Here is a 19,009-nt window from a genome sequence, read left to right as displayed (position 1 = left end):
GAAGGGTCACCGCGCAACCAGCTGAATCTATTCGATTTTTAACCGGACAGTAGTGGTATCACACCCGTTTCGTGCCGAAGATCGGGCCGCTCACGCTGGTTGCGCTGCTGTTCACCATCGTGCTCATGTTCAGCTTGAAGGGCAAGCTGATCGTCAGCATTCCGCTCGATGTGGTGCGTATCGCCATTCCGCTGCTGATCTATTTTGTGCTGATGTTCATCTTTGCGTTTTTCATGACCATGCGACTAGGGGCGAGTTACGAAAAGTGCGCCACGCTCTCGTTCACTGCCGCCAGCAACAACTTCGAACTGGCCATTGCTGTCGCCGTGGCGGTTTACGGCATCGATTCGGGCGTTGCGTTTGCGGCGGTCATCGGGCCGCTGGTCGAAGTGCCGGTGATGATCGGCCTGGTCAATGTCTCGCTGTGGTTGCAGAAGAAGTATTTCGTGGCGGCCTGAGAACAGAACGGAAAAATTCGCCGAGCCCATCCCGACTGATTCACCCTTGGCCTGCCTCAACCGGGCGTACTGGTTGTCGGGTAGTTGAAAATACGGTGATCGGGGAATTCTTATTTGTCCCTTTGCTACGTATGTTGGAGCACTCCGATTGGGCGGCCGATTTCAGGGTTTATGGCGGGGCTCCTTCTGAGCGTATTTGACCTGCAACAAGCTTTTTTCCTTAATTTGTCCCTCTCGGGAGATCCGTCATGGCAATGGTACAAAGTCCGATGGTAGCCAGGCAATCCACTTACCAACCGGTGCTTTCGAGCGCCGCTGCACGCTCTTCCGCTTATTTCGTTTCCAGTAATAGCAAGCATCTGCTTGAAGGGGTTGTACGAGTTGGCCGGATGTGGGTGATAAGCCTCTCTGTCCATCAACCGGAGCGGCAGAACGCTAGTCGCCTGGTCGCCTTGGCCGAGTCGCTCATCAAGAATGAAGATGCTTCGTCACTTGGCATGTTCAATGCCCGGACCCTGATGTGCAGCAATTGCGACAGTCTCGATGCGGTCCACGGGCAATGTCCCGGGCGGTCACTGGATCGTTGTCTGTTGCTCAAGGCGCTACATCCGTCATCCTAGAATCCGCTTGGCCTTCGTTTCATCAGCAAAGTTGCATGGCGCACTCCAAGAGTGCTTCCTGTTCCTGCGGGGCTCATGGGTGTCTCCTTGCGTTCGTCGCGCCGTTCACAACAAGGAGAATTAACATGGAAAACGCCATTCACAAACTCGGCGATTTATTTCGCCAGCTCGGGTTGCCCGATGACCCGGCCAGTATCGAAGACTTCATCACCTGCCATCGGCCCTTGCCCCCCGAGGTTCATGTCGCCGAGGCAGCCTTCTGGACACCGAGCCAGGCGCTGTTTCTGAGGGACCAAATCAACGACGACGCCGACTGGGCGGAACTGGTCGATTCGCTGGCTGTGCTTCTCTCTCGATAAGTGTGGCTGGTTAGGCCGAGTTCGTGATCTCACCTTCGCTGCTGAAAACGGCCAATCCCCCGTGCGGGTTTCCTGAGTTCCCGCCGCTGGGCGTCATCGAGGAAGTTCACGGGCCGGTGATCGACATCCTGTGCAATCGCCTGCCACCGCTGCATCAGGCGCTGTACGTCTGCCTCGATGGCGAGCGCTACACCTTTGAGGTGCATCGCCATCTCGACGAATCCCGGGCGCGGGCCATCGCCCTGCACCGCACTTCCGGGCTGCGCCGGCTGCTGCCGGTTTTCGATAGCGGCGGGCCGCTACAGGTGTCGGTAACGCCGGATTGCCTGGGGCGGCTGCTCGATATTTTCGGTCATCCGCTGGACGGCGGTCCGCCACTGAATGCAACCGAATTCCGCCCGATTGTCGCCGCCCCGGCGCCGCTTTCCGAGGCGGCCGGGATGGGCGAAATCCTGCCGACCGGGATCAAGGTGATTGACCTGCTGTGCCCCTTCGTGCGCGGTGGAAAAACCGGCCTGTTCGGCGGCGCCGGCGTCGGCAAGACGGTGCTGATCATGGAGTTCATGCACGCCATCGTCCGCCTGCACCAGGGCGTTTCGGTCTTCGCCGGGGTCGGCGAACGCATCCGTGAAGGCCATGAACTGTGGCACGACATGCAGGACGCCGGCGTCATGCCGCGCACGCTGATGGTGTTCGGACAGATGGACGAATCGCCCGGCGTGCGTTTCCGCATCGGTCTGTCGGCGCTGACCTATGCCGAATACCTGCGCGACCACGTGGCCAGGGACGTGCTGTTCCTGATGGACAACGCCTTCCGCTTTGTGCAGGCCGGCAGCGAACTGTCCGGGTTGCTCGGGCGCATGCCGGCAACGGTCGGCTATCAGCCGACGTTGCTTTCCGAGGTAGCGGAATTGCAGGAGCGTATTTCCTCCACGCGCAGCGGCAACATCACGGCGGTCGAAGCCGTCTATGTGCCGGCTGACGACATGACCGACCCGGCTGTCGGCGCCATCCTGGCCCACCTCGACACCACCGTCATCCTCTCGCGCAATCAGGCCGCCAAGGGCATCTATCCGGCCGTCGATCCGCTGGCTTCAGGCAGTCGCTTGATGGACCGCATCACCCTCGGTGATCGCCATTATCAGGTGGCACAAAGCGTGCGCGAGCATCTGGCGCGCTACCGGGAACTCGAAGACATCATCGCCATGCTCGGCATGGAAGCGCTGTCGGAAGCCGACCGGCGCACGGTATTGCGTGCACGCCTGCTCGAACACTATCTGACGCAGCCGTTCTTCGTCGTGGCCGAGCACACCGGCATTGCCGGGGCCTCGGTGCCGCTGGAAACCACGCTGGCCGATTGCGAGGATTTCATCGCCGGTAAATACGACGCGCTGCCCGAAGATCGCTGCTACATGCGTGGCCGCATGGAGGGCGCGCAATGAGCCTTTTCACCCTGCATCTGCAAAGCGCCGTGAGGACCGAGCGCGTCGATAACGTCGCCAGCTTTGTCGCCACCGACGCCAGCGGCAGCTTCGGCATCCAGCCGGGACGGGCGCGCTTGATGACCGTTCTCGACTACGGCCTCTCGCGTTTCCGCACCACGGATGGGGACTGGTTCTACCTGGCCTGCCCCGGTGCGGTGCTGAACTTTGCCGACGACCAACTGACGGTGAGCACCCGGCGCTACCTGTGCGACCAGGATTACGAACGGATTTCCGCCCTGCTGGCCGGGCAACTGGCGCAGGAAGAAGATGCGCTGAAGAGCGTCAAGGACAATCTGCAAACACTGGAGCAGGAGTTGTACCGGAGATTGCGGACGCTTGATCGGGGGTTGTCATGAGGCTGAAAAAAGCAGTTGGGGATAATGCCATTGCTGCTAGCCCTCATCCCCGGCCCTTCTCCCGCGGGGAGAAGGGTGCAAGCCCCCTCTCCCCGCGGGAGAGGGTTGGGGTGAGGGCTAACCACGCGTCAACCCTGGCTTTGCGGTCAATTTGTCGCGTTCAACTGCGGTTTTCAAGATGAACGATGAAAAATGGCACCGCGTCGTAGCCCGCGACAGCGAAAGGCTCAAGGAGGCCGAACGTAATCGCCGTTCGCTGCTGGCCCAGACCGTCTTCCTCGGCAGCCTTTCGGTACTGTTCGTGGTTCCCCTGCTGGCGGGGGCCTATCTGGGTCGCTGGATCGACAGCCAGGCTGACGGCTACACGGTGGGGTGGACGATCAACCTGATCATTCTCGGCCTCGCGCTGGGGGTGTTCAATGTCTATTTCTTCATCCGGAAATACTGGTAATGGAAGCGGCAAGCGTTGTCTTCAGCCTCGGCTGGTTAAAGATCACTTCCACGGTGGTGACTACCTGGGGGCTGTTGCTGTTTTTCGGAACAGGTTGCTGGCTGGTGACCCGACGCCTTTCGGTGGACCAACCCGGCCTTGTCCAGACTGCACTGGAAGGTGTCGTCCAGTCCATCGAAGCAGCCATCGAATCCGTATTGCCGGGCAGCGCGCAAATGCTCCTGCCATTCGTCGGCACCCTCTGGCTGTTCATCGCCGTGGCCAATCTCACCGGCATCGTGCCGCTGTTGCGTTCGCCCACCGGCGATCTGTCGACCACCGCCGCGCTGGCCATTCTGGTCTTCCTGTCGGTGCATTGGTACGGCATCCGCAGCGCCGGCCTGAAGAATTATCTGCGCCACTACCTGACCCCCAGTCCCATCCTGCTGCCGTTTCATCTGCTCGGCGAGCTATCCCGCACCCTCGCCCTGACCGTGCGCCTGTTCGGCAACATCATGAGCCTGGAAATGGCCGCTCTGCTGGTGCTGCTGGTAGCCGGGCTGCTGGTGCCGGTACCGGTGCTCATGCTGCACATCGTCGAAGCCCTGGTTCAGGCCTACATTTTCGGCACGCTGGCGCTGATCTACATCGCTGGCGGCATGCAGTCGCATGAAGCTGTGAAGCCATGACAAATCCACCGCAGAGGCGCAAAGGGGCAAAGGAAACGCAGAGGAACCCATTTATTTATCAAGGTTTTCTTTGCGAAACCTTTGCCCCTTTGCGCCTTCGCGGTGGGTGTGGTTTTTTCCAGCCCTGAATCTACCAACAAGAAAGGAAATGCATCATGAGCGACATGCACTGGTTCACCCTGATCTCTACCGTGGTGGCGGCGCTGGCCATTGCCATCGGCGTCATTTTTCCGGCCATTGCCATGGGCAAGGCCATTACCCAGGCGCTGGAATCGCTGGCACGGCAGCCGGAAGCGGAGAAATCCATTACCCGCACGCTGTTCATCGGTCTGGCAATGATCGAATCGCTGGCCATTTACGTTCTGGTGATCGTGCTGATCATCCTCTTCCGTAATCCGCTGCTCGAATACATGTTGAAGTAGGAGTCGTCCATGGAGCTGGACTGGACCACCTTTGGTCTCGAAATCGTCAATTTCCTGGCGCTGATCTGGATACTCAAACGCTTTCTCTATCGGCCGGTGCTGGCCACCCTGGCCGAGCGCCGGGCCGGGATCGAACGCTCGTTGAACGAAGCGCGCGAGACGCAAGCCGGGGCCGCCACGCTGAAGTCCGAGTTCGAAGGCCGTCTGGCCGATTGGAGTCAGGAGAAGGCCGCGGCCCGCACCCGTTTCGAGGCTGAACTGGCCGCCGAGCGAGCGCGTCAGATGGAAGCGCTGACTAAAGAACTGGCCGCCGAGCGCGAGCGCAGTGCGGCTCAGGATGCACACCGCCAGGAAGCACTGAAGCGCGAAGTGGTGGCCCAGGCCGGCACCGAAGCACGCCAGTTTGCCAGCGTGCTACTCGGCAAGCTGGCCGGGCCGGATCTGGAAGCGCGTCTGGTCGACCTTTTCGTCGAGGAATTGGCGGCCTTGCCCGAGGAACGCCTGGCTCCATTGCAGACCGGCCAGAATAGTCATGGAACAGGAATAACTGCCGGCATCGTAACCAGCGCCTATCCGCTTGCCGAAGCGCAGCGCCAGTTGCTCTCCAACGCCATCGAAGCACGATTGGGCCGGCATGAGCCGCTTGCGTTTGTCGAGGACAGCACGTTGCTTGCCGGCATTCGGTTATCGCTCGGGGCCTGGCAACTGGACTTCAGTTTGGCTGGTGAACTGGGTGTATTTGCGGAGGCATCCCATCTTGCTCAATGACCTGTCTGCCTTAAGCCCCGGCCCTAAGCGAAGCCCGTGGCTAAACACATACCGGCCCCAACTGCGCGTCAGCGAAATCGGCAAGCTGGTGTCGATCGGCGACGGCATCGCGCGGATTGAGGGCCTGCCCTCGGCGGCGATGGACGAAATCCTGCGTTTTGAAGATGGGAGCGAAGCCCTGGTCTTCGACCTTGGCAGCAAACGCATCGGCGCCATCCTGCTCAGCCAGAAGCAGGGGCTGGCCGCTGGCGCTTCGGCGCAACTCACCGGGCGGCGGCTGGATATCGGCGTCGGCGATGGCTTTCTCGGCCGGGTGGTCGATCCCCTGGGGCATCCGCTCGATGGCGGCAAAGAGCCAACATCCAGCCGGCGCCGCGCCCTGGAAGTTGCCTCTCCACCGATCACGGCACGAGATTACGTCGAGCGGCCCCTGCTCAGCGGCAACAAGATGGTCGACACCATGATTCCCATCGGCAAGGGCCAGCGCCAACTGATCATCGGCGACGCCGGCACCGGCAAGAGTTCGCTGGCGCTCGATACCCTGGTTGCGCAGAAGGGGCGCGATGTCCTTTGCGTCTATGTGCTGATCAGCCAGAAGCGTTCGGCAGTGGTCGCCACCATCGAAACCCTGCGCCAGGCTGGTGTTCTCGACATCACCTGCGTTGTCGTTGCCGAGGCCACCACCACGCCCGGCCTCAAGTACCTCGCACCGTTTGCCGGTTGCGCCCTGGCTGAAGAGTGGATGTGGGCCGGGCGCGACGTGCTGGTGATCTACGACGATCTGACCACCCATGCCCGCGCCTATCGCGAACTGTCGCTGCTGCTGCGCCGCCCACCGGGGCGCGAGGCTTACCCTGGCGATATCTTTTTCCTGCATGCGCGCCTGCTGGAGCGGTCCACCTGTCTTTCCGTCCGTTATGGCGGCGGCAGCATGAGCGCCTTGCCGATCGTCGAAACCGAGCAGGGCGAGATTGCCGCCTACATTCCGACCAACCTGATCTCGATTACCGATGGCCAGATTTACCTCGATCCGGCCCTGTATGCGCGTGGCTTCCTGCCGGCCATCGACATCACCCGCTCGGTATCGCGCATCGGCGGCAAGGCCCAGATGCCGGCGATCAAGGCCGAGGCCGGGCGCATGAAGCTGGATTTCCTGCAGTTTCTCGAACTGGAAGTGTTCACCCGTTTCGGCTCGCGCCTCGAAGCCGGCGTCGAGGCCAAGATCCGCCGTGGCCGGTTGCTTCGCGAACTGCTCAAGCAGGATCGCCTGGCGCCGCTGTCGCCGGAGCAGCACCTGGCCTGGCTGGTGGCCTACAACGAGGCTTACTTTGACGGGTTGGAAGGGGCCGCCGTCCACTTACGGTTGAGTACGTTGCTGCACAGGGCGGAGGCCGGTGCGCCGGGGCTGGCCGCCGGTCGGGACGCCGTTGTCCGTTGGTTGCGCGAGATCGGCGATGAGCCGCCGGCGTGAGATTTCCAGGCGCTTGGAGGCGCTCTCCTATATTGCCGGCATCATGTCGGCAATGAAGGGCCTGGCGCTGATGGAAGTCCGTATCCTGACCGATTTCCTCGCCAGCCAGCAACGGATGGTGGCAGGCATCGAGGCGGCCGCCGTCGATTTCCTGGCCTGGCATCCCGAATTCGCCAACGTGCCTGTGGCCGGCCAGGAATTATGTGTTCTGATCGGCTCGGAACAGGGTTTCTGCGGCGATTTCAACGAGGCCTTGCTGGCCCGCATGGAGACTCTGTGCGCGGAGAAGAACACACCGCTACGCTGGGTCATCGTCGGCCGGCGTCTGGCCAGTCGAATGGGCGAACGCGACTGTGTCGACCTGGCGCTGCCAGGGGCCATCGTTGCCGACGAGGTGCCGGCTGTTCTGTTGCGTCTGACCCGGGAACTGAGCCGCTTGCTGGCCGGTTCTGAACTGGCCGGCTACGGGCTGTCCGCGCTTTACCACTGCGCTGCCAGCGGCGAGATCCGCCTGCGTCGTTTGCTGCCCCTGCGCGATTTTCCGACTCCAGAGCGCGCCTATCCTTATCCGGCGGAACTGAATCTTTCTCCCGAGGAATTTTTGCAAGGGCTGACCGGGCACTACCTCCACGCCGCGCTCAACGAGGTGCTCTACAGCTCGCTGATGGCCGAGAACCGCCAGCGTCAGGCGCACATGGATCGTGCCTTGCAGCGGCTGGATGAGGACAGCGCACGCCTGCGCATCAACTACAACACCCAGCGCCAGGAGGAAATCACCGAGGAAATCGAGGTCATCCTGCTCTCGGCCGATATGCTCAATGAAGCAGAAGAACACTCGCTGGAAGCCGCGCCGATTGGCGTTCTACAGGCAGGCATGCTGGAGAGGCAATGAATACGGCACTCTACAGGCGTGAGTGTTGTAGAACGCCTTTTAATGCGCTCTGCAAGGCTGCTGAAAAATTATTTTTGCAGGCGCTGCAGCCTTTTCGTGCTTCCTTCGTCTTCTTGTTCATTGAGGCAGTCATACCGTACACTTGCCACCAATCCAACGGAAAACGGACTAGCCGATGAGCACTCTCCCGCTTGAAAAACCCCCAGAAAAATTCAGCCACTGGCTGCTCGGGATCGCCCTCGCCGTGCTGGCCTGGTTTGCCGCCTACAGCCAACTAACCGCCTTGGCCGACTGGATCGTCAATACGCTGGGCCTTTCGCGGCAGACGCATTTCGGCGCGGCCGTGCATTTCTTTTTCTTCGACACGCCCAAGGTATTGCTGCTGCTGACCGGCATCGTCTTCGTCATGGGCATCGTGCAGACCTTCTTCGCTCCGGAACGGACGCGGGCCCTGCTTTCGGGCAAGCGCGTCGGCGTCGGCAACCTGCTGGCCGCAACGCTTGGCATCGTCACGCCGTTCTGTTCCTGCTCGGCGGTACCGCTGTTCATCGGTTTTCTCTCGGCCGGCGTGCCACTCGGCGTAACTTTCTCCTTCCTGATTTCGGCGCCGATGGTCAATGAAGTGGCGCTGGTGCTGCTCTTTGGCATGTTCGGCTGGAAGGTGGCGGCACTCTACCTGGCCATGGGACTGCTGGTGGCCATCGTGGCCGGGTTCGTTATCGGCAAACTCAAGATGGAGCGCTATCTGGAGGACTGGGTGCAGAAGCTCCAGGCCGGGCAGGTGGGGCCTCATGTGGGTGAAGCGATGAACTGGGTCGAGCGTTTCGAGGCCGGTTGGGGACACGTCAAGGAAATCGTCGGCAAAGTCTGGCCTTACATCCTGCTCGGCATCGGGTTGGGCGCCGCCATCCACGGCTACGTGCCGGAGGATTTCATGGCCTCCTTCATGGGCAGGGATGTGTGGTGGGCCGTACCCGCAGCGGTTGTGCTCGGCGTGCCGATGTACACCAATGCGGCCGGCATCATCCCCATCGTCGAAGCGTTGATCGGCAAAGGCGCCGCCCTGGGCACGGTGCTCGCCTTCATGATGGCGGTGATCGCGCTTTCGGCGCCGGAAATGATCATCCTGCGCAAGGCACTCAAGCCGACGCTGATCGCCACCTTCGCCGGTGTTGTCGCCACCGGCATCCTGCTCGTCGGCTATGTGTTCAACGCCGTACTGTGAATTTATCCAAAAAAGGAAAGCGCATTAAAAACGTCAAGGTTCTCGGCACCGGCTGTGCCAATTGCAAAAATACCGTTGCGCTGGTCGAACAGGTTGCGCGTGAAAAGGGCGTGCAAATCACGCTTGAGAAAGTCGAGGATCTTCAGGCGATCATGGGTTATGGCGTGATGTCGACGCCGGGCGTGGTGATCGACGGCGTTGTCGTGCATTCCGGCGGTATCCCGGCGAAGGGCAAGGTCGAGGGCTGGTTTTAGCTGGTGAAGTTATTTCGGGCGACTGAGAGGTTGTGAATTAATTGGCACAAGCATCCAAGACCGTCATTCCGGCGAAGGCCGGAATCCAGTGCGTACCTCTGATATTCCAGAAAACAATCAGATTGACGAACTGGACCCCGGCCTTCGCCGGGGTGACGAGCAAGGCGATTCGGCTGAAATGAATTTTTCACAACCTCTGAGATCGCGGCAGCACAAGCGTTGCACTCAAGCCGCCTTGCGGGCGGTTGGCGAGCAGAAGTTCGCCGCCGTGCATCAGTGCGATGTCCTTGACGATTGAAAGGCCCAGCCCGACGCCGCCGGTTTCGCGGCTGCGCGATGCATCGGGCCGGTAGTAGGGTTCGGTGACGCGGACGAGTTCGGCCGGCGCTATGCCCGGCCCTTCGTCTTCAACCACGATGCGCAGCACGGCCGGATCATCGTCGATGCGGATGCGAGCGCTGTGGCCGTATTTGATGGCGTTGTCGATCAGGTTCTGCAGTGCACGGCGCAACGCCGAAAGTCGGCCTCTGTAGGGCGTCAGTGCCGTGCCCTCGACGCTGATTGCGCGGCCGATAACCTCGGCATCTTCGGCCAGGCTTTGCAGCAGGGCGTTCATGTCGATCGGCCGTGCCACTTCGCTGTCCTGAAGTCCGCGCAGGTAATCAAGCGTGGCGTCGATCATGGAAGCCATTGCATCGAGGTCGGCGGCCATCTGGTCGCGCAATTTCTCGTCGTCGACCAGTTCGGCACGTAGTCGCAGGCGGGTGAGCGGCGTGCGCAAGTCGTGCGAAACGGCAGCCAGCGCCCGCGCACGTTCGTCGATCAGGCGTTTGATGCGGGCCTGCATGCGGTTGAAGGCTTGTGCGGCACGGCGCGACTCGGCCGGACCGGTTTCGGCAAGCGGCGGTGCATCGAGGTCGCGACCGAGCGTGTCGGCGGCGTCGGCCATTTGTTGCAGCGGCCTGGTTGCCTGGCGGACGGCGATCATCACGACGGCAGTGACGATGATCAGGGTGATCAGCAATTGGGCGATCAAGTCGCCGGGCAGGGCCGGGGCTTCGGCTTCGCGCGCGGCTGTGATCCGCACCCATTGGCCGTCGTTCAGGCGCAGATCGAAACTGCGCAGCGGGTTGCCGCGCTGCATTCCACCACCGCCACCACCTCTTCCTCCTCCTCCTCCTCCACTTCCAAGCGAGCGAATTTCGCGTTCGCTGCCAAGGCGGGCGCCGATGGCGGCCTGAATCGGTCCGCGCGGGCTATTGGGCGAAACCTGATCGGCGTCGATCACCGAAACCCGCATATCGTCGGATTGCAGCGCCGAGATAGTGGAACTGCGTCGTGAAGGGTCGCCAGCTTCGAGCACCCGGACCGCTTCGGCAATGCGGTCGGCAAGATGCAGTCCGCGTGCCTGCGCAACCACCGTGGCGCGCTCTCCCCACTGCAGCCAGAGGCTGGCCAATTGTGCGGCAAGCAGCCCGACCAGCAGGATCAGCGCCATGCGGGCAAAGAGGCTGGAAGGGAAGGCGCGCAGCAAAGCGTGCAAATTCAGGCGCATGAATTGCGTCCTTCGACGCTGGCAGCGAGAACGTAGCCCTCACCGCGCACCGTCTTGATCAGTGCCGGTTCGCGGCTGTCGTCACGCAGGCGCTGGCGCAGCCGGCTGACCTGAACGTCAATGGCGCGGTCGTAAGCTTCGGCCTCGTGACCGTGGATCATTTCAGTCAACTGGTCGCGGTTGAGCACCCGATTGGGATGGTCGAGCAGAATGCGGAGCAGGCGGTATTCGCCGCCCGACAGCGGGGTGGCCACGCCGTCCGGCGCCGTCAGCAGGCGTGCCGCCGTATCCAGGCACCAGCCGGCAAAGCACAGGCAGCGTGCCGCTTCGGGGCGCAGATTGGGCGGCAGCGCTCGCGTCCGGCGCAGGATGCTCTTGATGCGGGCGAGCAATTCACGCGGATTGAACGGCTTGACCAGATAATCGTCGGCGCCCATCTCGATGCCGACGATGCGATCCGTTTCCTCGCCACGCGCCGTGAGCATCAGCACCGGGATGTTCAGAGCGTTGGACGAGCCGGATTTCGCACGCAAGTCGCGGCACAGCGTCAAACCATCGCTATCCGGCAGCATCAGGTCGAGCACGATCAGGTCAATGGCGTGCCGCTCGAGAGCCTGCCACATCTCGCGGCCATCGCGCGCGGCAACGGCTTCGAAGCCATTGCGCGCCAGATAGTCAACCAGCAGCCGGCGGATTTCCGGATCGTCGTCTACGATAAGAATGCAGTCAGATTTTTCCATGGCCATCGATCAGAAAACTTCGTGGTTCAGCTTCGCACCTATTGTTTATATTCCTATTGCCCAGCTTAAGGCAGCCTGTTTGTAACGCACTGTAACGCAATGCCGGTCTGCAACGTTGCGATGCAATTCGGCAGGGGCGTGCAACACGCCGCTTACATCATTGAGCTTTAATGATACTCAAGGACGAAGGAAAAACCGACGCCCTGATTGAGTTAAACAACCCAGGAGATTAATCATGAAAACCACGATGAACTTTAAGAGCATTACTCTGGTTGCGCTGCTTGGCGCCGCATTGGCCGCGCCGGTGCAGGCGCAACCCGGTCCAGGAATGGGCGGCGGCATGGGCGGCGGTCCCGGCATGCAGAATGCCGGACAGGGTGCCGGCCAGGGAATGGGCCCAGGAGCAGGCGGCGGTCGAGGGATGCGTTGCAACCAGGGCAACACCACCGGCTGGTCGCTGATGACGCCTGAAGAGCGTACCGAGCACCAGACCAAAATGCGTGCCGTAAAAACCTACGACGAATGCAAGCTGCTGCAGACCGAGCATCACGCAGCCATGGAAGTGCGTGCCAAGGAAAAAGGGGTAACCCTCCCGACGCCACGTCAGAACGGCTGTGACCGGATGAAGGCAAGGGGCTTCATCAAGTAAGGCAGGAAGGAGCAGGTGGTTCCGTTTGCTGTAGTCGGGTTATGTCAGTCATGCGAAAAGCTGCTGGCACGACCGGGCTGAAAAGGTGCAATCCTCAGAGGGTAGGTCGTTTCTGGCTTCATCCCAGAAACAGCCTCAATAAGACCCCGGACTGGCGAAGTTCTCGAAACGCGTGTATTCGCCGACAAAGGTCAGGCGAACCATGCCGATAGGGCCATTACGCTGCTTGCCGATGATGATCTCGGCGCTGCCCTTGTCAGGCGTGTCGGGGTTATACACTTCGTCGCGGTAGATGAACATGATCACGTCGGCGTCCTGTTCGATGGCGCCCGATTCGCGCAGATCGGACATCACCGGGCGCTTGTTCGGGCGCTGTTCAAGCGAACGATTAAGCTGTGAAAGTGCGATCACCGGAACGTTCAATTCCTTGGCCAGGCTCTTCAGCGAGCGTGAGATTTCCGAAATCTCGGTGGCCCGGTTTTCGCCGTGCCCGGCGGACGACATCAGTTGCAGGTAGTCGATCACGATCAGGCCGAGTTTGCCGCACTGCCGGTGCAGCCTGCGTGCGCGCGCTCTCAGGTCGATCGGGTTGAGCGCCGGCGTTTCGTCAATGTAGAGCGGTGCTTCGTGCATCTTGCCCAAGGCGAAGGACAGCCGCGACCATTCGTCGTCGTTGAGGCGACCGGTACGCACGCGATGCGCGTCGAGTTTGCCTACCGATGAGAGCATGCGCATCGCCAACTGTGTGCCACCCATTTCCATCGAGAAAACCGCCACCGGCAAGCCCACTTCAACCGCTACGTGCTCGGCCATATTCAGCGCCAGCGAGGTTTTACCCATCGACGGGCGACCGGCAATAATCAACAGATCGCCCGGTTGCAGACCGGAGGTTTTTGCATCGAGATCGTGATACCCGCTCGGCACGCCGGTGATATCCGAAGGGTTATCACGGTCATGCAGTTCCTGAATGCGTTCAACCACCTGCGTAAGCAGCGGGTTGATGTGCTGAAAGCCACTCTGGTGACGGAAACCGCCCTCGGCAATGGCAAAGACCTTGGCTTCGGCCTCGTCGAGCAGTTGTTTCGGGTCGCGGCCGAGCGGATTAAACGCGCTTCCGGCGATCTCGTCGCCCGCCGTTACCAGTTGGCGCAGAATGGCCCGTTCGCGGACGATTTCAGCGTAGCGCCGGATATTCGCAGCCGACGGTGTGTTGGCCGCCAGTTCGCCGAGGTAGGCCAAGCCGCCGGTTTCGCCACCCTCGCCAGCCAGATCGAGGCTTTCCGCCACGGTAACCACATCGACCGGCTTGCTACGTTCGAGCAGTTTGCGGATCTGACGATAGATGCGCTTGTGTTCGTCGCGATAAAAATCGCTTTCACCGACCAAGTCGGCGATCTTGTCGAAAGCCGCGTTATCGAGCAACAAACCGCCAAGCACCGATTGCTCGGCCTCGATCGAATGCGGAGGAATGCGCAGATGAGCAATCGCCGGATCAATCTGCGTTTTCTGTGAGTAATTTGAATTGAACGGCTTGGCCATGAAATTTCCGGTACGTGAAGCGAAATTGACTCAAAAGCATCACCGCAGAGGCACAGAGTCGCAGAGGTTTCGCAGAGGAAATCTTTGAGGGAAATGGTTTCCTCTGCATTTTCTCTGCGCCTCTGCGGTGGGTGTTCAGGAATTTCTTCCCACCCCCTGAGCTTTTCAGGATTTACAAGACATAGAGTCTACTCCCAGCCATGCTCAAGACCCTACCCGGAAATAAAAAAGCCTTGCACCAAGGCAAGGCTTTTTTTGTAGCGCCTGAAAACCGCGCCGTGTTATTTCAAGCGCTTACTGCTCGCCGACCACAACCACCTTGATGGTCGCCAGCACGTCAGTGTGCAGCGAGACTTCCAGCGAGGACTCGCTGACCGTCTTGATCGGGCCCAAAGGCATGCGAATATCGGATTTTTCGATATCGAAACCAAGGGCCTTGAGGCCATCGGCCACGTCATGGTTGGTCACGGAGCCGAACAGACGGCCATCAACGCCGGCCTTGCGGGCAACGGTAACCAGCACACCTTCCAGTTTCTCGGCAAACGCCTGGGCCGCCACCAGCTTTTCAGCAGCCGCTTTCTCAAGCTCGGCACGCTTGCCTTCGAATTCCTTCATCGTCACCGGCGTGGCACGTTTGGCCTTGCCTTGCGGAATCAGGAAATTGCGGGCATAGCCATCCTTGACCTTGACCAGATCGCCAAGGCTACCGAGATTGACGACCTTCTCCATCAGAATAATTTGCATCGTCTATTCCTCGATTATTGGTGATTGTCGGTGTATGGCAGCAGAGCGAGGAAACGCGCACGCTTGATGGCCACCGACAGCAGACGCTGGTAGCCGGCTTTCGTACCGGTCAGACGAGCCGGCATGATCTTGGCGTTCTCAGCAATGTATTCCTTGAACAGATCGACATCCTTGTAATCGATGCCATCCATTTTCTCGAGACTGAAGCGGCAGAACTTGCGGCGCTTGAACAGCCCGCTGCCACGTTTCTTGACGTTCTTGTCATCCTTCTTCTTGAAGAACCTACCCATTTTGATTCCCTTCTACAAATTCGATCATAGTTACATGCAATCTCAACTGTTTGCTGTGCTGGCTTTTAGCGGCCAGGAAGCCGGTCAAATGAACCTTGACTCCCGGTGTCGCCGCCTGTAGCCACTTGGCTGTCTCGCCCAGACCAATGGCCTGGATTTCACACTCGACACGCCTGGCGCTACCCGCTTCAACCTGTTCCGACTGGTGCCCGATCACGCATTCCATGACCGGCACAGCGGCCGGGGTGAAACGCAGCGCTTTGCGCTCGATCAGGATTCCGGTGAGTTCAACGCGGTTCAGTTGAGTCTCGACAATCAGGCCGCCGGCTCGGCTTCGGCAGTGGCTTCAACCACAGCGTCTTCACGGGCTTCCATCATCGACTTGGACTTCTCTTCCTTCATCATCGGCGAAGGCGTAATAATGGCCTTCTTCATTTTGATGATCAGGTGACGAAGCACCGCGTCGTTGAACTTGAAGCCATGCTCGAGTTCAGCCAGCACTTCCCCATTGCACTCGATGTTCATGAGTACATAGTGGGCCTTGTGCAATTTCTGGATCGGGTAAGCGAGTTGACGACGCCCCCAGTCTTCCAGGCGGTGAATGATTCCGCCATGCGTGGCAATGACCGCCTTGTAGCGATCAACCATCGCCGGAACCTGTTCGCTCTGGTCCGGATGGACGATAAAAACGATTTCATAATGGCGCATGCACACTCCTTAAGGTTAAAGCCCCCCGCCATGCGAACGGTGGAGCAAGGTGGAAAAGCCGGCGATTATAGCTGATTAATGGCTTGAGAATCAATGCTTTTCGATGCTTCCCGGCGTCTCCGGACACCCCTTCCGGCTGAAAAATCAGGTGCGCAGGCGCAAGAAAAAGCCCTCCTCCGGGCTGAATGCGCCGTATATGACAGCGCATTCAACACGGGGAGGGCAAGTGGTCTGGCCACTCTACACAATCTACATCAGCTTGCTTTGAATCCCAGCGCCTTCTGAAGTTGTTCCAGCGCCGCCGGATCTTCGATAGTCGTCAGATCGCCAGGGTCACGCCCTTCGGCCAAGGCCTGAATGGAACGGCGCAGCAACTTGCCGGAACGGGTTTTCGGCAACACGGTCAGGAAGTGCACGCGACTCGGACGGGCAATGGCACCCAGACTGTTATCAACCTGCTTGAAGATAGCCTTCTCCAACTCGGCACGCTTTTCTGGCGTGGAGATCGAGTCCGCATCCTTGACGACCGCGAAAGCCATCGGCATCTGCCCCTTCAACTGGTCGGCAACACCAACCACCGCCACTTCGGCAATCGCCGAATGCCCCTGGATCGCCTCTTCGATTTCGCGCGTCCCGAGGCGGTGACCGGCCACGTTGATCACGTCGTCGGTACGGCCAAGAATGTAGTGATAACCGTCCTTGTCCTTGATACCCCAGTCGAACGAGGAGTAAACCTGCGGTTCCCTGAACAACGAGAAGTAGGTTGAAACAAAACGCTCATCGTCGCCCCATACCGTCGTCAGGCAACCCGGCGGTAGCGGCGGCACAATGGCGACAATCCCCTTTTCATCAGGGTCGCAGACGGTGCCGTCTTCACGGAAAATCCTCAGGTCGAAGCCATAGACCGGGAAGCTCGGCGTTCCGAAGCGGATTTCGGTTTTTTCGACACCTGGCATCGCCGAAAGGATCGGCCAGCCGGTTTCGGTCTGCCAGTAGTTGTCGATCACCGGCAGATTGAGCTCGCCCATGATCCACTGGTGCGTCGGCTGGTCAAGCGGCTCGCCGGCCAGGAACAGGTGCTTCAAGCTCGACAAATCATACTTGTGCATGTAAGCGGTATCGTACTTCTTGAGCACACGCGCAGCGGTCGGGGCCGAGAACATCACGTTGACCTTGTACTTTTCGACGATCTGCCACCAGATACCCGGGTCAGGACGCAGCGGCGTGCCTTCGTACATGATCGTGCACATGCCGGCGATCAGCGGCCCGTAGACGATGTAGGAGTGGCCGACGACCCAGCCGATGTCGGAGGTCGCAAAGTAAGTCTCGCCCTCGCCGCCACAGAAGATATGTTTGACCGACGAGGCCAGCGCTACGGCGTAGCCGCCGGTATCCCGCTGCACGCCCTTCGGCTTGCCGGTGGTGCCTGAGGTATAGAGAATGTACGAAGGCTCGGAGGATTCCAGCCAGGTGACCGGCACTTCGGCATCCATGAACTGCGTGCGCAGCGTTGCGTAGTCGGCGTCGCGGCCTTCGATTTTGCTGAATTCCTTGTCGAGGCCACGATCAATCATCAACACTTTGGCCGGCTTGTGTTCGGCCAGGGCAATGGCTTCATCAAGGAGATGCTTGTAGGGTACAGGCTTGCCACCACGCATGCCGGCATCGGAAGAAACGATCAGCTTTGGCGTTGCATCATCAATACGCGTGGCCAGCGAACCGGAAGCAAAACCACCGAACACCACCGAGTGAATGGCGCCGATTCGGGCACAGGCCAGCATGGCAAACATGGCCTCGGCGATCATCGGCATGTAGATCAGGACGCGATCGCCCTTGCCGACACCGAGACTTTGCATGATTGCCGCCATGCGCATGACTTCTTTCTTGAGCTCGGCGAAGGAATAAACGACTTCCTGGTCGGTCTCCGTCGAGATGAAGACCAGCGCACGGTCATTCGGGCGTTTGGCAGCATGGCGATCGACCGCGTTGTAGCAAAGATTGGTTTCACCACCGACAAACCACTTGGCAAAAGGCGGTCGCGAAAAATCGAGCGTCTGGGTAAAAGGCTTGTGCCAGTCAATCAGCTTGGCTTCCTCTGCCCAGAAAACGTCTGGGTTTTCGATCGATTGTTTGTGGAACTCCTGGATTGTTGTCATAATTTTTCCTTGTAGCTGATACCCTGCACTAATGGAAGCTAATCCTGCCCGGCGTCTTCGGTTTCCTGCGCCTGGTCAATCAAGCACTTTTCAATATCTGCCATGGGCAGACCTAACTTCAAATCACGTTCCAACAGTTTCAACAACGGCAACACCTGACGGCCGAGTACGGCCAAATGCGGCAAAACCTCTCTCTCGTGCCCTGACTTGATCATGGCGATGGCCAGATCAATCCTCGGTGCAACAACCATGGTCGATGCCTGCACATTGCAGGCAATGACCCGGTTACCACCCGATTGCTGCGCCACCTTCAGACGCGCCCCCGCCAATTCGATCAAGGCGCCTGCAGAAGTTACCCCGTCGTTCGGGCTATTGCTGACCCCGACACTCACCGACAAGTTCAAGCGTTGGCCATGTACCGCGATAATAGCCACATGAATGGCCTCGCGCAGACGATTGCCAAATGACTCGCAGGCCGGATAGGGCGTACCCGGGGAGATTACCACCAACTGGCTGCCGGCAAAATGGCCCAGGCTGTCTTCCTTGCGTATCTTGCTGACCAGCATTGCGGTAAAACGCTTTTGCAACTGCTGTACGACTTCTATTCCGTGTTCTTCGCGTAATGCGCCGATGTTATCGAAACCCATCACGATGGCGCTGACTTCGCTGCCATGCCGCATGGCATGCGACATTCCCTGCGCCGCCTGCAACTCGATGTACTTGCGGGTAAAAAGACCTGTTTCCGGATTCTGGACATTCTGCTCCAGGTTTTCCTTGAGCTGGTTCTGCGCCTGAGAAAGCTTGAGCAGCGAATCGATACGCCCAAGCAGTTCGGCTCCGCCCGTACTCCGGGTGATGAAGTCGGACGCACCATGCGTCTTGGCCCGTTCGAGCGCTTCATCATTGTCGCCGGAAATCATCAGCATCGGCATCTGGGAAAGACGCGGCAGCTTCGAGGAACGGACCCGGTCCAGCAAGCCATTGCCGTCGAGTATCGGCAGGGAAAGCGAGCAAATCACCAGTTGAATTGATTGATCAAGAACCAGCACCTGCCAGGCGGCCTCACCATTTCCCTCCTCGCGGAAATCGTAGAGATCACGGATGTGCTTGATGATCATCGCGCGCACCATACGCGATTCATCAACAATCAATACACGGGGCAACTGGGTCGAGCTTTCCATTCGTAACTCAGTCCGAGAT

22 protein-coding genes and 1 pseudogene are annotated in these 19,009 nt (G+C 59.7%); 14 read left to right on the top strand and 9 right to left on the bottom strand.

Translation table 11 applies throughout. The features are described from left to right. Window positions 1–53: 53 nt before the first annotated feature. The 13 genes and pseudogenes from ACOYNV_RS07720 to ACOYNV_RS07660 form a co-directional block, all read left to right on the top strand. Window positions 54–458 (top strand): annotated as a pseudogene (locus ACOYNV_RS07720) (arsenic resistance protein); the annotation flags it as partial. A gap of 248 nt (window positions 459–706) precedes the next feature. Beyond that, window positions 707–1,078: a hypothetical protein gene (locus ACOYNV_RS07715; RefSeq protein ID WP_422899175.1), complete on the top strand. Its 372-nt coding sequence runs from the start codon at window positions 707–709 to the stop codon at window positions 1,076–1,078. Window positions 1,079–1,203: 125 nt separating this feature from the next. After that, on the top strand, window positions 1,204–1,437 hold the full coding sequence (locus ACOYNV_RS07710) for a DUF2789 domain-containing protein (protein ID WP_422899174.1): 234 nt from the start codon (window positions 1,204–1,206) through the stop codon (window positions 1,435–1,437). An 86-nt stretch (window positions 1,438–1,523) separates the two neighbouring features. Further along, window positions 1,524–2,879: a F0F1 ATP synthase subunit beta gene (gene atpD, locus ACOYNV_RS07705; protein WP_422899178.1), complete on the top strand. Its 1,356-nt coding sequence runs from the start codon at window positions 1,524–1,526 to the stop codon at window positions 2,877–2,879. After that, the gene (locus tag ACOYNV_RS07700; protein ID WP_422899173.1) at window positions 2,876–3,277 is read left to right on the top strand and encodes a F0F1 ATP synthase subunit epsilon; all 402 of its coding nucleotides are present in this window, start codon (window positions 2,876–2,878) and stop codon (window positions 3,275–3,277) included. The genes atpD and ACOYNV_RS07700 overlap by 4 nt, the downstream gene beginning before the upstream one ends. Window positions 3,278–3,455: 178 nt before the next feature. Further along, window positions 3,456–3,728, top strand: a complete 273-nt coding sequence (locus ACOYNV_RS07695) for an AtpZ/AtpI family protein (protein WP_422899172.1) — start codon at window positions 3,456–3,458, stop codon at window positions 3,726–3,728. Continuing rightward, the gene (locus ACOYNV_RS07690) at window positions 3,728–4,396 is read left to right on the top strand and encodes a F0F1 ATP synthase subunit A (protein ID WP_422899171.1); all 669 of its coding nucleotides are present in this window, start codon (window positions 3,728–3,730) and stop codon (window positions 4,394–4,396) included. The genes ACOYNV_RS07695 and ACOYNV_RS07690 overlap by 1 nt, the downstream gene beginning before the upstream one ends. Before the next feature lie 164 nt (window positions 4,397–4,560). Then, window positions 4,561–4,818 carry an ATP synthase F0 subunit C gene (gene atpE / locus ACOYNV_RS07685; RefSeq protein ID WP_422899177.1) on the top strand — a complete coding sequence of 86 codons (258 nt, stop codon included), beginning with the start codon at window positions 4,561–4,563 and terminating at the stop codon, window positions 4,816–4,818. 9 nt (window positions 4,819–4,827) lie between these two features. Further along, complete coding sequence (locus ACOYNV_RS07680; protein WP_422899170.1) at window positions 4,828–5,586, top strand: F0F1 ATP synthase subunit delta; 759 nt, start codon at window positions 4,828–4,830, stop codon at window positions 5,584–5,586. Beyond that, window positions 5,576–7,057 (top strand): F0F1 ATP synthase subunit alpha, encoded by a 1,482-nt coding sequence (locus tag ACOYNV_RS07675; protein ID WP_422899169.1) that lies wholly within the window; start codon window positions 5,576–5,578, stop codon window positions 7,055–7,057. Before ACOYNV_RS07680 ends, ACOYNV_RS07675 begins: the two co-directional genes overlap by 11 nt. Continuing rightward, window positions 7,041–7,949 carry a F0F1 ATP synthase subunit gamma gene (locus ACOYNV_RS07670; RefSeq protein ID WP_422899168.1) on the top strand — a complete coding sequence of 303 codons (909 nt, stop codon included), beginning with the start codon at window positions 7,041–7,043 and terminating at the stop codon, window positions 7,947–7,949. Before ACOYNV_RS07675 ends, ACOYNV_RS07670 begins: the two co-directional genes overlap by 17 nt. A gap of 175 nt (window positions 7,950–8,124) precedes the next feature. After that, window positions 8,125–9,174: a permease gene (locus ACOYNV_RS07665; RefSeq protein WP_422899167.1), complete on the top strand. Its 1,050-nt coding sequence runs from the start codon at window positions 8,125–8,127 to the stop codon at window positions 9,172–9,174. Continuing rightward, window positions 9,171–9,428 (top strand): thioredoxin family protein, encoded by a 258-nt coding sequence (locus ACOYNV_RS07660; RefSeq protein WP_422899166.1) that lies wholly within the window; start codon window positions 9,171–9,173, stop codon window positions 9,426–9,428. Before ACOYNV_RS07665 ends, ACOYNV_RS07660 begins: the two co-directional genes overlap by 4 nt. Window positions 9,429–9,615: 187 nt before the next feature. Here ACOYNV_RS07660 and ACOYNV_RS07655 read toward each other — a convergent pair whose 3' ends face one another. Both ACOYNV_RS07655 and ACOYNV_RS07650 read right to left on the bottom strand, forming a co-directional pair. Further along, window positions 9,616–10,983 (bottom strand): ATP-binding protein, encoded by a 1,368-nt coding sequence (locus ACOYNV_RS07655; RefSeq protein WP_422899165.1) that lies wholly within the window; start codon window positions 10,981–10,983, stop codon window positions 9,616–9,618. Beyond that, window positions 10,974–11,723, bottom strand: a complete 750-nt coding sequence (locus ACOYNV_RS07650) for a response regulator (protein WP_422899164.1) — start codon at window positions 11,721–11,723, stop codon at window positions 10,974–10,976. Before ACOYNV_RS07650 ends, ACOYNV_RS07655 begins: the two co-directional genes overlap by 10 nt. 235 nt (window positions 11,724–11,958) lie before the next feature. Here ACOYNV_RS07650 and ACOYNV_RS07645 point away from each other — a divergent pair, with 235 nt between their 5' ends. Next, a complete protein-coding gene (locus ACOYNV_RS07645; RefSeq protein ID WP_422899163.1) occupies window positions 11,959–12,372 on the top strand; it encodes a hypothetical protein in 414 nt (137 codons plus the stop codon). A gap of 135 nt (window positions 12,373–12,507) precedes the next feature. Here the strand turns inward: ACOYNV_RS07645 and dnaB are convergent, their stop codons facing one another. The 7 genes from dnaB to ACOYNV_RS07610 form a co-directional block, all read right to left on the bottom strand. Then, window positions 12,508–13,911: a replicative DNA helicase gene (gene dnaB / locus ACOYNV_RS07640; RefSeq protein ID WP_422899162.1), complete on the bottom strand. Its 1,404-nt coding sequence runs from the start codon at window positions 13,909–13,911 to the stop codon at window positions 12,508–12,510. Window positions 13,912–14,205: 294 nt separating this feature from the next. Continuing rightward, window positions 14,206–14,655, bottom strand: a complete 450-nt coding sequence (gene rplI / locus ACOYNV_RS07635) for a 50S ribosomal protein L9 (RefSeq protein WP_422899161.1) — start codon at window positions 14,653–14,655, stop codon at window positions 14,206–14,208. A gap of 14 nt (window positions 14,656–14,669) precedes the next feature. Beyond that, the gene (rpsR, locus tag ACOYNV_RS07630; protein ID WP_186411290.1) at window positions 14,670–14,945 is read right to left on the bottom strand and encodes a 30S ribosomal protein S18; all 276 of its coding nucleotides are present in this window, start codon (window positions 14,943–14,945) and stop codon (window positions 14,670–14,672) included. Beyond that, a complete protein-coding gene (priB, locus tag ACOYNV_RS07625) occupies window positions 14,938–15,246 on the bottom strand; it encodes a primosomal replication protein N (protein WP_422899176.1) in 309 nt (102 codons plus the stop codon). Before priB ends, rpsR begins: the two co-directional genes overlap by 8 nt. 14 nt (window positions 15,247–15,260) lie before the next feature. Then, the gene (gene rpsF / locus ACOYNV_RS07620) at window positions 15,261–15,653 is read right to left on the bottom strand and encodes a 30S ribosomal protein S6 (protein ID WP_422899160.1); all 393 of its coding nucleotides are present in this window, start codon (window positions 15,651–15,653) and stop codon (window positions 15,261–15,263) included. Between the two features lie 254 nt (window positions 15,654–15,907). Beyond that, on the bottom strand, window positions 15,908–17,809 hold the full coding sequence (locus ACOYNV_RS07615) for a propionate--CoA ligase (protein WP_422899159.1): 1,902 nt from the start codon (window positions 17,807–17,809) through the stop codon (window positions 15,908–15,910). Between the two features lie 38 nt (window positions 17,810–17,847). Next, on the bottom strand, window positions 17,848–18,990 hold the full coding sequence (locus ACOYNV_RS07610) for a GGDEF domain-containing response regulator (protein WP_422899158.1): 1,143 nt from the start codon (window positions 18,988–18,990) through the stop codon (window positions 17,848–17,850). Window positions 18,991–19,009: the final 19 nt, after the last annotated feature.

The sequence above is a fragment of the Propionivibrio sp. genome (assembly GCF_049316945.1).
GTDB lineage: Bacteria > Pseudomonadota > Gammaproteobacteria > Burkholderiales > Rhodocyclaceae > Propionivibrio.
Note: the sequence above shows the minus strand (reverse complement) of the source record. Positions and strands in the feature narration are given on the sequence as shown.

Coding starts and splice junctions, on each gene's coding strand:
- ACOYNV_RS07715 (WP_422899175.1), top strand. CDS start 707: ATGGCAATGGTACAAAGTCCGATGGTAGCCAGGCAATCCACTTACCAA.
- ACOYNV_RS07710 (WP_422899174.1), top strand. CDS start 1,204: ATGGAAAACGCCATTCACAAACTCGGCGATTTATTTCGCCAGCTCGGG.
- ACOYNV_RS07700 (WP_422899173.1), top strand. CDS start 2,876: ATGAGCCTTTTCACCCTGCATCTGCAAAGCGCCGTGAGGACCGAGCGC.
- ACOYNV_RS07695 (WP_422899172.1), top strand. CDS start 3,456: ATGAACGATGAAAAATGGCACCGCGTCGTAGCCCGCGACAGCGAAAGG.
- ACOYNV_RS07690 (WP_422899171.1), top strand. CDS start 3,728: ATGGAAGCGGCAAGCGTTGTCTTCAGCCTCGGCTGGTTAAAGATCACT.
- atpE (WP_422899177.1), top strand. CDS start 4,561: ATGCACTGGTTCACCCTGATCTCTACCGTGGTGGCGGCGCTGGCCATT.
- ACOYNV_RS07680 (WP_422899170.1), top strand. CDS start 4,828: ATGGAGCTGGACTGGACCACCTTTGGTCTCGAAATCGTCAATTTCCTG.
- ACOYNV_RS07670 (WP_422899168.1), top strand. CDS start 7,041: ATGAGCCGCCGGCGTGAGATTTCCAGGCGCTTGGAGGCGCTCTCCTAT.
- ACOYNV_RS07665 (WP_422899167.1), top strand. CDS start 8,125: ATGAGCACTCTCCCGCTTGAAAAACCCCCAGAAAAATTCAGCCACTGG.
- ACOYNV_RS07655 (WP_422899165.1), bottom strand. CDS start 10,983: ATGCGCCTGAATTTGCACGCTTTGCTGCGCGCCTTCCCTTCCAGCCTC.
- ACOYNV_RS07650 (WP_422899164.1), bottom strand. CDS start 11,723: ATGGAAAAATCTGACTGCATTCTTATCGTAGACGACGATCCGGAAATC.
- ACOYNV_RS07645 (WP_422899163.1), top strand. CDS start 11,959: ATGAAAACCACGATGAACTTTAAGAGCATTACTCTGGTTGCGCTGCTT.
- dnaB (WP_422899162.1), bottom strand. CDS start 13,911: ATGGCCAAGCCGTTCAATTCAAATTACTCACAGAAAACGCAGATTGAT.
- rplI (WP_422899161.1), bottom strand. CDS start 14,655: ATGCAAATTATTCTGATGGAGAAGGTCGTCAATCTCGGTAGCCTTGGC.
- rpsR (WP_186411290.1), bottom strand. CDS start 14,945: ATGGGTAGGTTCTTCAAGAAGAAGGATGACAAGAACGTCAAGAAACGT.
- rpsF (WP_422899160.1), bottom strand. CDS start 15,653: ATGCGCCATTATGAAATCGTTTTTATCGTCCATCCGGACCAGAGCGAA.
- ACOYNV_RS07615 (WP_422899159.1), bottom strand. CDS start 17,809: ATGACAACAATCCAGGAGTTCCACAAACAATCGATCGAAAACCCAGAC.
- ACOYNV_RS07610 (WP_422899158.1), bottom strand. CDS start 18,990: ATGGAAAGCTCGACCCAGTTGCCCCGTGTATTGATTGTTGATGAATCG.